This is a genomic window from Streptomyces sp. NPDC057565 (assembly GCF_042801455.1).
GTDB lineage: Bacteria > Actinomycetota > Actinomycetes > Streptomycetales > Streptomycetaceae > Streptomyces > Streptomyces yanii.
In genome coordinates this window covers 200,652-207,923 of sequence record NZ_JBHVFU010000012.1, presented here as the reverse complement: position 1 = coordinate 207,923, position 7,272 = coordinate 200,652, and the positions used below count along the sequence as shown (strand labels likewise).

Below are 7,272 nucleotides of genomic sequence, written 5' to 3'. Positions count from 1 at the left end.
AGCTCGCGGATGATGCTCCACATGTTGTGGCGGGCGCGCGGGTCGAGGCCGGTGGTCGGCTCGTCGAGGAAGATGATCCGCGGGTTGCCGACCAGCGTCATGGCGATGTCGAGGCGGCGCTTCATGCCGCCGGAGTAGCTCTGGGCGGGCTTCTTCGCCGCCTCGACCAGGTCGAAGCGCTCCAGCAGCTCGGCGGCGACCCGCCGCCCCTCGCGCTTGGACAGGTGGTGCAGGTCCGCCATGAGGAGCACGTTCTCCTCGCCGGTGATCAGGCCGTCGACGGCGGAGAACTGCCCGGTGACGCCGATCGCGGCACGCACCGCCTGGGACTCGGTGGCCAGGTCGTGGCCGCCGATGTGGATGTCGCCGGTGCCCGGGTCGGCGGAGATGAGGGTGGAGAGGATCTTCACGGCGGTGGTCTTGCCGGCGCCGTTCGGGCCGAGCAGGGAGAAGACCGTTCCTTCGGGGACGGCCAGGTCGACGCCGTCGAGCACGACCGTGTCGCCGTAGGACTTGCGGAGCCCGTTCGCCGCGATGGCCAGGTTGGTCATGATGGGTGCTCCTTCAGAGGCTGCGGGCGGCGATGTCGCCGTAGGCGGTGGTCGCGTGGATGTTCAGGCCGGCGGCGGCGCCGTCGGTGTTCTTGAGCGCGTTGTGGATCCGGCCGTAGGTGGTGCCGGCGTCGAGGGAGGCGGAGACTCCGCGGGCGGCGCCGACCGAGATCTCGCCGGCCTCGGTGCGCAGTTCGACCGTGCCGCGCACGGCCTCGCCGATCCGGATGTCGCCCTTCTGGGTGCTGATCTCCGCGGGGCCGCCCAGGCGGCCGACCGAGACGTCGCCGGCGAGGAGGGCGAGTCGGGCACTCGCGACCTCGTCGAGCTCGACGGAGCCCTGCGCGCCCTCGAAGGCGACGTCGCCGAGTCGTCCGACGCCCCGGAACTCGGCGTCGGCTGCCTTCGCCTCGATGCGGGAGCCGGCGGGCAGCTGGATGGTCACCTCGATGGATCCGGAGCTGCCGAGGATCCGGTTCTTCGCCGAGGCCTCGATCCGCAGGACTCCGTCGCCGTATTCGACCGTGGTCTGCTCCGCCGCCTTCACGTCGCGGTCCTTCGAGGCGTCCGCGGGCAGGACCTCGACCGCGGTGTCGGACCGGTCGGCGGCGATGAACCGGACGCGCCCCGCGGGGATGTCGAGGGCTGCGGAGATCGGCGCGGGGGTGGCGAACTTCTGCATGGTGTTCTCCTGTCGACTCGCTGTTTCTGATATCGGAAACGCTACGTTGCATTCACGAATCTATCAATACACTCGTTGCGAGCTATCAGCATCAATGCAGGTAGGAGCGAGATAATCGTTGCAATGGTTTAAGATCTAACGCAATAACGGTCAGTCATTCATTGCAATGGATTGAGAATGAACGCTATGCCGGAGGCGTCAAGGAAGCACGAAGGGAGTTGCGATGCCGGGAGACAGGCTCACCCGGCAGGAACACCGACAGATCGCACGGGGGGGCTGACCTACGGCCGCCGCGAGCGCTACGTCGCCGACGACGACGTCCGGTACCAGTCGGTGATCGTCGGCGCCGCGGCCACGCCCACCTCGTCGAGACCGCACGGCAGGGCGTCAGCATCCTCCGCCCCGACACACCGGCCGCCACCCGCCTCGAGAACATCGCCCGGACCGGTGCGGTCGGCGCGCCGTTCGGCCGGGCCGCGCGGGGTGCCCGTCCGCAGCCCCACGTACGTCTCCCCCGTCACGACCTCACTCGAACGGTCCAACGCCGGGCTGTTCCCCCACCACCGGCATCGCACGCTGCCGCCCCGAATGCGACGGGCCACGGTTCCGGGCCGGGAAGTTGCATCGCCCATCCGGGTGAGGCGCGATGGAAGCCGGACGTGCCTTCCTCGGTGGAGCCGACCACAGAACGCGCGCCCGGGCGAGGAGGAACCGGTCATGGGAGCCACTGACGGTTTCACGGATTCCAAGGAGCTCGACGGCCTGACGGTGTACGACCCCAGTGGCGAGAAGGTCGGCACCGTGGGGCGGGTGTATCTCGACGACGCCACCGGCAGACCGGACTGGATCACGGTGAAGACCGGCCTGTTCGGCATGAAGGAGAGTTTCGTGCCCCTGGACGGCGCTCGCCGGGTCGGCTCCGATCTGCACATCCCTCATCCGAAGGACCGCGTGAAGGGCGCCCCGAGAGTGGACGCGGATGCGCATCTCTCCGTCTCCGAGGAGGAGGAGCTCTACCGTCACTACGACCTCACCAGGTGAGTTTCGCGGTCGGTCCCGGCGCCCCTGGCAGGCGCGGTTCCCGGGAGCGGGCAGGCAAGGGGCGGGGCCGCACGGTGCCGGGGTCCGCCTCCAGCTCCGTATGTCCGGCTATGCCGCCCGTCCGGGCAGAAAACGCACCGAGGGACGCCCGTCCGGGCCGTCCTGGGTGACCACCGCCCGCACCCGGTACACGTCCGCGATGAGTTGCTCGGTGATCACCTCCGCCGGGGTACCGGCGGCCACCACCCGCCCCTCCTTCATGACGACGATCCGGTCGCAGAACATCGCGGCCAGATTCAGGTCGTGCAGGGCGATGACGCCGGTGACGGGCAGCGAGGTGACCAGGGACAGGAGCTCCAGCTGGTGCTGGATGTCGAGATGGTTCGTCGGCTCGTCCAGCAGCAGTTCACGCGGCTGCTGCGCCAGTGCGCGGGCGATCTGGACACGCTGGCGCTCGCCCCCGGAGAGCGTGTGCCAGGACTGTTCGCTGCGTTCGGCGAGTCCGGTGCGTTCCAGCGCCTCGCGTACCGCTTCGTCGTCCGCGCGGCTGGGCGCCGACCAGGCGCGGCGGTGCGGAATGCGGCCCAGCCCGACGACGTCCCGGACGCGCAGTTCGACCTGGGTGTCGGCGTGCTGGTCGACCACGGCGACCCGCTGCGCGACGGTGCGCCGGCCGAGCGCGGCGAGCGGTTCGCCGTCGAGCGTCACCACGCCCGCCGCCGGCACGAGGACCCCCGCGAGCACCCGCAGCAGCGTGGACTTGCCCGACCCGTTGGGGCCGAGGAGTCCGACGGTCGCGCCGGGCGGGGGGACGAGGCAGACCCCGTCGAGGACGAGACGGCCGCCCGCCTCCCGGGAGACCCGCTGGGCGCGCAGACCTGCGGCGGTGCCGTTGGATGTCATGTGGTCCTCCGGGTGCGGTACAGGACCAGAACGAACGCGGGTACGCCGATGAGGGCGGTGACGACGCCCACCGGCACCTCCTGCGGGTCGAGGACGGTCCGGGCGAGCGTGTCGACCCAGACCAGGAACACCGCCCCGGCCAGCGCGGTGACCGGTAGCAGCCGCCGGTGCCCGGAGCCGGTGAGCGCCCGGGCGGCATGGGGCAGCACCAGTCCGACGAAGCCGATGGCGCCCGCCGAGCTGACGAGCGCGGCGGTCAGCAGCGCGGTCGTGCAGAGCAGCACGATCCGGGTGCGGCCGACGTTGACTCCCAGTGCGGCGGCCGCGTCCTGGCCGAAGGCGAAGGCGTCGAGCGTACGGGCGTGGCCCAGACAGATCAGCAGGGTCACGACGAGCACGCTGAAGCAGACCCACACATCGCTCCAGCCGACCCCGCTGAGCGAGCCGAGCAACCAGAACAGCACACCTCGGGTCTGCTCGGCGTCGGCCGAGGTCATCACCACGAAGGAGGTCAGTGCGGAGAACAGCTGCATGGCCGCGACGCCGGAGAGGACGACCCGGTCCGTCGTACCGCCGAGGGTGTGGCTGAGCAGCAGCACCAGGGCGAACGAGCAGAGCGCCCCGATGAATGCCCCGGTCGAGATCGACACCGCTCCCCCGCCCACCCCGAGTACGACGACCACGACCGCGCCCGTCGACGCCCCGGAGGAGACGCCGAGGACGAACGGGTCGGCGAGCGGGTTGCGGAGCAGGGACTGCATGACCGTGCCGCACACCGCGAGCCCGGCGCCGCACACGGCGGCGAGCACAGTACGGGGCATGCGCAGGTTCCAGATGATGCCGTCCCGGATCGGGGTGAGCCGCGAGTCGCCCACCCCGAGATGGGCGGCCACCGCGGACCAGACGTCGGCGACGGAGATCCGGGCGGGGCCGATGGTGACGGCGACGGCAACGGACAACCCGAGCAGGGCGACGCCCGCGGCCCACAGCACACCGTCGCGCAGCCCCCGCGCGCCACCGGCCCTGTGGTGCGTATCGGTTCCGGGTGCCTGCTCCGTACGTACCGCTGCGCCCCGTTCGGTGTCCGTCACCCGGCGAGCCCGAACGTCCGCAGCCCGGCGGCGACCTGTTCCAGGCCTTCGACCGTCCGGATGGACGGGTTCATGGCCTGGCCGCTGAGGAGCACGTACCGCTTGTGCTTGACGGCGTCCATGTTCTTCGTCGCGGGATTGGACTCCAGGAACTCGATCTTCTTCGCGGCGCTCTCGGCGGTCTGTGCCTTGCGCGTCAGATCGCCGATGACCAGGACGTCGGGGTTGCGGTCGGCGACGGTCTCCCAGCTGATCTGCGGCCATTCCTCATGGGTGTCGTCGAAGACGTTCTTCGCTCCGAGCTCCCTGGTGATGACGCCGGGTGCGCCGCAGCAGCCCGCCAGGTACGGGGCCTTGGAGTCGGAGAACCAGTAGAGGAGGGTGGCGTCGGACGCGTCGATGCCGTCGGTGGCCTTCTTCACCCGCTCCCGCAGCCGGGCGACGAGCTCGTCTCCGCGCTGCTGGACGCCGAACACCGCCGCCAGATCGCGCACTTCGCCGTAGACGCTGTCCATGGTCAGTGCTTCGGTACGCGCTCCGTCGCCGCCGCCGCTGTTGTCCTTGCCGGTGCAGTCGGCGGGCGACACGTAGGTGGGGACACCGAGCTCCTCGAACTGCTCTCGGGGGGCGACGCCGCCCTTGGCGAGGGTCGATTCGAACGAGGCGCTGACGAAGTCGGGTTCCTGGTCGAGGACCTTCTCCGACGACGGCCGGTTCTCCGAGAGGCGTGGCACCTTCGCGTTGGCCTTCTCCAGTCCCTTCATCACCGGGTCGGTCCAGGTGGCTGTGGCCGCCAGCCGATCGGCGAGGCCGAGGGAGAGCAGGATCTCCGTCGATCCCTGGTCGACGGAGACGGCGTGGTGCGGTGCGGCTGCGACGGTGACGGTGCGGCCGCAGTTCCTGAGCGTCACCGGATAGCCTTCGCCACCGGCTGACTTGGCTGCAGAGTCGTCGGTCCCTCCGCCGCACGCGGTCAGCAGGAGAAGTGCCGCCGAGAGCAGGGCGGCGGCGCGGACAGGGCTGGCTATGGACGGCACGGAGTCCCTCTGCGTCTCAGGGCCCATGCGCGGAGCCCGGTGTACGGAGTGCTGCCGCCCGGTACCGGGCGGCAGGTGCCAGCAGGTCTTCGGACTCGGGTTCCTTCGGACGGGACGCCTTCCCAGGACATCCGTGGACGTCCCAGTGGCCGTGGCCCCGCCCGTCCCCCTCACCGCTGCGCGTCAGCTCCGGATTCGCACCGGATTCCCTGACCCCTACGTGGAGTTTGACTGGCTTCGGCAAGCTATCACGCTGCCCCGCGCGGCTGGTCGGCGGTGTGGTGGGGCCGCAGGCGCCCCGGCCGTCCCGGCCCGCTCCCCCATGCCTACGGGCGCTGGAGGGCGACCACGGCATTGTGGCCGCCGAACCCGAAGGAGTGGCTCACGGCGCGTCGGACGGGCCGGTGGCGAGGCTGTTCGGTGACGCAGTCGATGTCGAACTCGGGCGCCGGGGCGTCCAGGTTGGCGATCGGCGGTACGACGCCGCGCTGCAGCGTGAGGATCGTCAGCCCCGCCTCGATGGCTCCGGCAGCCCCCATGCAGTGGCCCAGTACCCCCTTGGGGGCGGTGACGGGTGGCCGGTGCGGGTAGGCCCGGCTGATGAGAGCGGCTTCGGTGGCGTCGCCCAGCGGTGTCGACGTGCCGTGCGCGTTGACGTGTTCGACGTCCTCGGCCTCCCAGTCCGCGTCGCGCAGCGCGGCCTCGACCGCGGCCCGGGCGACGGCGCCGGACGGATGCGGACTGGTGGGATGGTGGGCGTCGGTGGTGGCGCCCGTCCCGGCGAGCAGCGCCCGCGGGACCGCTGCCCGGGCCCGTGCGTCGTCCGCCCGTTCCAGCACCATGACGGCGGCACCCTCGCCCATGACGAGACCGGCGCGGTCGGCCGCGAACGGCCGGCAGAGGCGGGCCAGGTCGCCGTCCCTCGTCGCGGCGGCACCGGACCGGGCGAATCCGGTCATGGCGACCGGGAAGACGATCGACTCGGTGGCTCCGGCGATCGCGAGGTCGCACTGCCCGGTGACCAGCAGGTCCCGGGCGACGGAGAGGGCGGTGACCCCGGACGAACAGGCGGTGCACGGCGCCAGGCTGGGACCGGTCGCCCCCATCCGGATGGCGATCTCCGCAGCGGGCATGTTCGGAATGGCGAGGAGGATCCCCGCCGGTGAAGTGGCCCCCGGTCCGCGCCGGTCGAGGGCGACGGCCTGTTCGGTCAGGCCCGCGGAGCCTCCGCTGCTGGTGCCGACGACCACGGCGACCCGGCTGCCGTCCCAGTCGGCCGGGTCCAGTCCGGCGTCCGCGACCGCTTCCCGCGCGGCGAGGACGGCGAACTTGACGTACCTCCCCATCCGGAAGGCCGCACGGCCGCCGACCGCCTCGTCCAGATCGATGCCGGAGACCGTGCAGGCGAAGTCGATCGCGCAGCCTTCGAGCTCGGGGACGGTGCGGGCCGGTGAGACCCCCGCGCACACCCCTTCCCAGGTGGTGTCGGTGTCGTTGCCGACCGGGGTAATCATCCCCAGACCGGTGACGGCGACGGCAGGCCTGTTCATCGGGCGTCGCTCATCGCGGGATCGCCGCTCATCGCAGCATCGATGAACGTCGTGATGTCGGCGAGGGTGGCGTCCTTGTAGAGCTTGTCGGAGTCGGCCTCGACCCCCAGCGTCTCCTTGATGATGACGGCGAACTCGGCGACGGCGAGGGAGTCCATCTCCAGGCTGTCCATCGTGGAACCCGGAAGGATCTCGGCGGCGGGCACCTTGAAGGTGTTCGTGAGAACGTCGGTGATCTTGGGGTGAATCGCGCTCATGATCTTCCTCTTCGCTAGGTCGTACAGGTCGCGCACGTCATGCAGGTTCTGCCGATGCCCGGGACGGCGGAACGCACGGTCCCGACGCCGATGTAACTGACTCCCGATCTGCCGGTTACGCCTTGCGGCGAACCGATTCGCCAACGATCATCCGCGGCTT

General features: G+C 70.8%; 8 protein-coding genes, 1 pseudogene and 1 riboswitch. Of the genes and pseudogenes, 1 reads left to right on the top strand and 8 read right to left on the bottom strand.

What is annotated here, in order from left to right; genetic code table 11:
* The 3 genes from ACFU8W_RS23220 to ACFU8W_RS23210 all read right to left on the bottom strand — a co-directional run.
* Nucleotides 1-551, bottom strand: a 551-nt coding sequence (locus ACFU8W_RS23220) for an ABC transporter ATP-binding protein (RefSeq protein ID WP_384040237.1), incomplete at its 3' end; no start/stop codon positions are given.
* Between the two features lie 13 nt (nt 552-564).
* Nucleotides 565-1,233 carry a DUF4097 family beta strand repeat-containing protein gene (locus ACFU8W_RS23215; RefSeq protein WP_384040235.1) on the bottom strand — a complete coding sequence of 223 codons (669 nt, stop codon included), beginning with the start codon at nt 1,231-1,233 and terminating at the stop codon, nt 565-567.
* A 299-nt stretch (nt 1,234-1,532) separates the two neighbouring features.
* On the bottom strand, nt 1,533-1,754 hold the full coding sequence (locus ACFU8W_RS23210; protein WP_384040232.1) for a hypothetical protein: 222 nt from the start codon (nt 1,752-1,754) through the stop codon (nt 1,533-1,535).
* Between the two features lie 196 nt (nt 1,755-1,950).
* Here ACFU8W_RS23210 and ACFU8W_RS23205 point away from each other — a divergent pair.
* A pseudogene (locus tag ACFU8W_RS23205) lies at nt 1,951-2,271 on the top strand (PRC-barrel domain-containing protein); the annotation flags it as partial.
* Nucleotides 2,272-2,382: 111 nt separating this feature from the next.
* On the opposite strand, the gene ACFU8W_RS23200 reads toward ACFU8W_RS23205, so the two are convergent.
* From ACFU8W_RS23200 to ACFU8W_RS23180, 5 genes are all read right to left on the bottom strand, one after another.
* The gene (locus ACFU8W_RS23200; protein WP_384040229.1) at nt 2,383-3,177 is read right to left on the bottom strand and encodes an ABC transporter ATP-binding protein; all 795 of its coding nucleotides are present in this window, start codon (nt 3,175-3,177) and stop codon (nt 2,383-2,385) included.
* The gene (locus ACFU8W_RS23195) at nt 3,174-4,181 is read right to left on the bottom strand and encodes a FecCD family ABC transporter permease (RefSeq protein ID WP_384040267.1); all 1,008 of its coding nucleotides are present in this window, start codon (nt 4,179-4,181) and stop codon (nt 3,174-3,176) included. Before ACFU8W_RS23195 ends, ACFU8W_RS23200 begins: the two co-directional genes overlap by 4 nt.
* A gap of 83 nt (nt 4,182-4,264) precedes the next feature.
* Complete coding sequence (locus ACFU8W_RS23190; protein WP_384040226.1) at nt 4,265-5,332, bottom strand: ABC transporter substrate-binding protein; 1,068 nt, start codon at nt 5,330-5,332, stop codon at nt 4,265-4,267.
* 35 nt (nt 5,333-5,367) lie between these two features.
* Nucleotides 5,368-5,556, bottom strand: a riboswitch (cobalamin riboswitch).
* Nucleotides 5,557-5,631: 75 nt separating this feature from the next.
* On the bottom strand, nt 5,632-6,855 hold the full coding sequence (locus ACFU8W_RS23185; RefSeq protein WP_384040223.1) for a beta-ketoacyl-[acyl-carrier-protein] synthase family protein: 1,224 nt from the start codon (nt 6,853-6,855) through the stop codon (nt 5,632-5,634).
* A complete protein-coding gene (locus ACFU8W_RS23180; RefSeq protein WP_384040220.1) occupies nt 6,852-7,112 on the bottom strand; it encodes an acyl carrier protein in 261 nt (86 codons plus the stop codon). Before ACFU8W_RS23180 ends, ACFU8W_RS23185 begins: the two co-directional genes overlap by 4 nt.
* Nucleotides 7,113-7,272 lie beyond the last annotated feature (160 nt).

What these genes read in the sequence shown, in the direction of transcription:
- ACFU8W_RS23215 (WP_384040235.1), bottom strand. Translation starts at nt 1,233, where the DNA reads ATGCAGAAGTTCGCCACCCCCGCGCCGATCTCCGCAGCCCTCGACATC.
- ACFU8W_RS23190 (WP_384040226.1), bottom strand. Translation starts at nt 5,332, where the DNA reads ATGGGCCCTGAGACGCAGAGGGACTCCGTGCCGTCCATAGCCAGCCCT.
- ACFU8W_RS23200 (WP_384040229.1), bottom strand. Translation starts at nt 3,177, where the DNA reads ATGACATCCAACGGCACCGCCGCAGGTCTGCGCGCCCAGCGGGTCTCC.
- ACFU8W_RS23180 (WP_384040220.1), bottom strand. Translation starts at nt 7,112, where the DNA reads ATGAGCGCGATTCACCCCAAGATCACCGACGTTCTCACGAACACCTTC.
- ACFU8W_RS23185 (WP_384040223.1), bottom strand. Translation starts at nt 6,855, where the DNA reads ATGAACAGGCCTGCCGTCGCCGTCACCGGTCTGGGGATGATTACCCCG.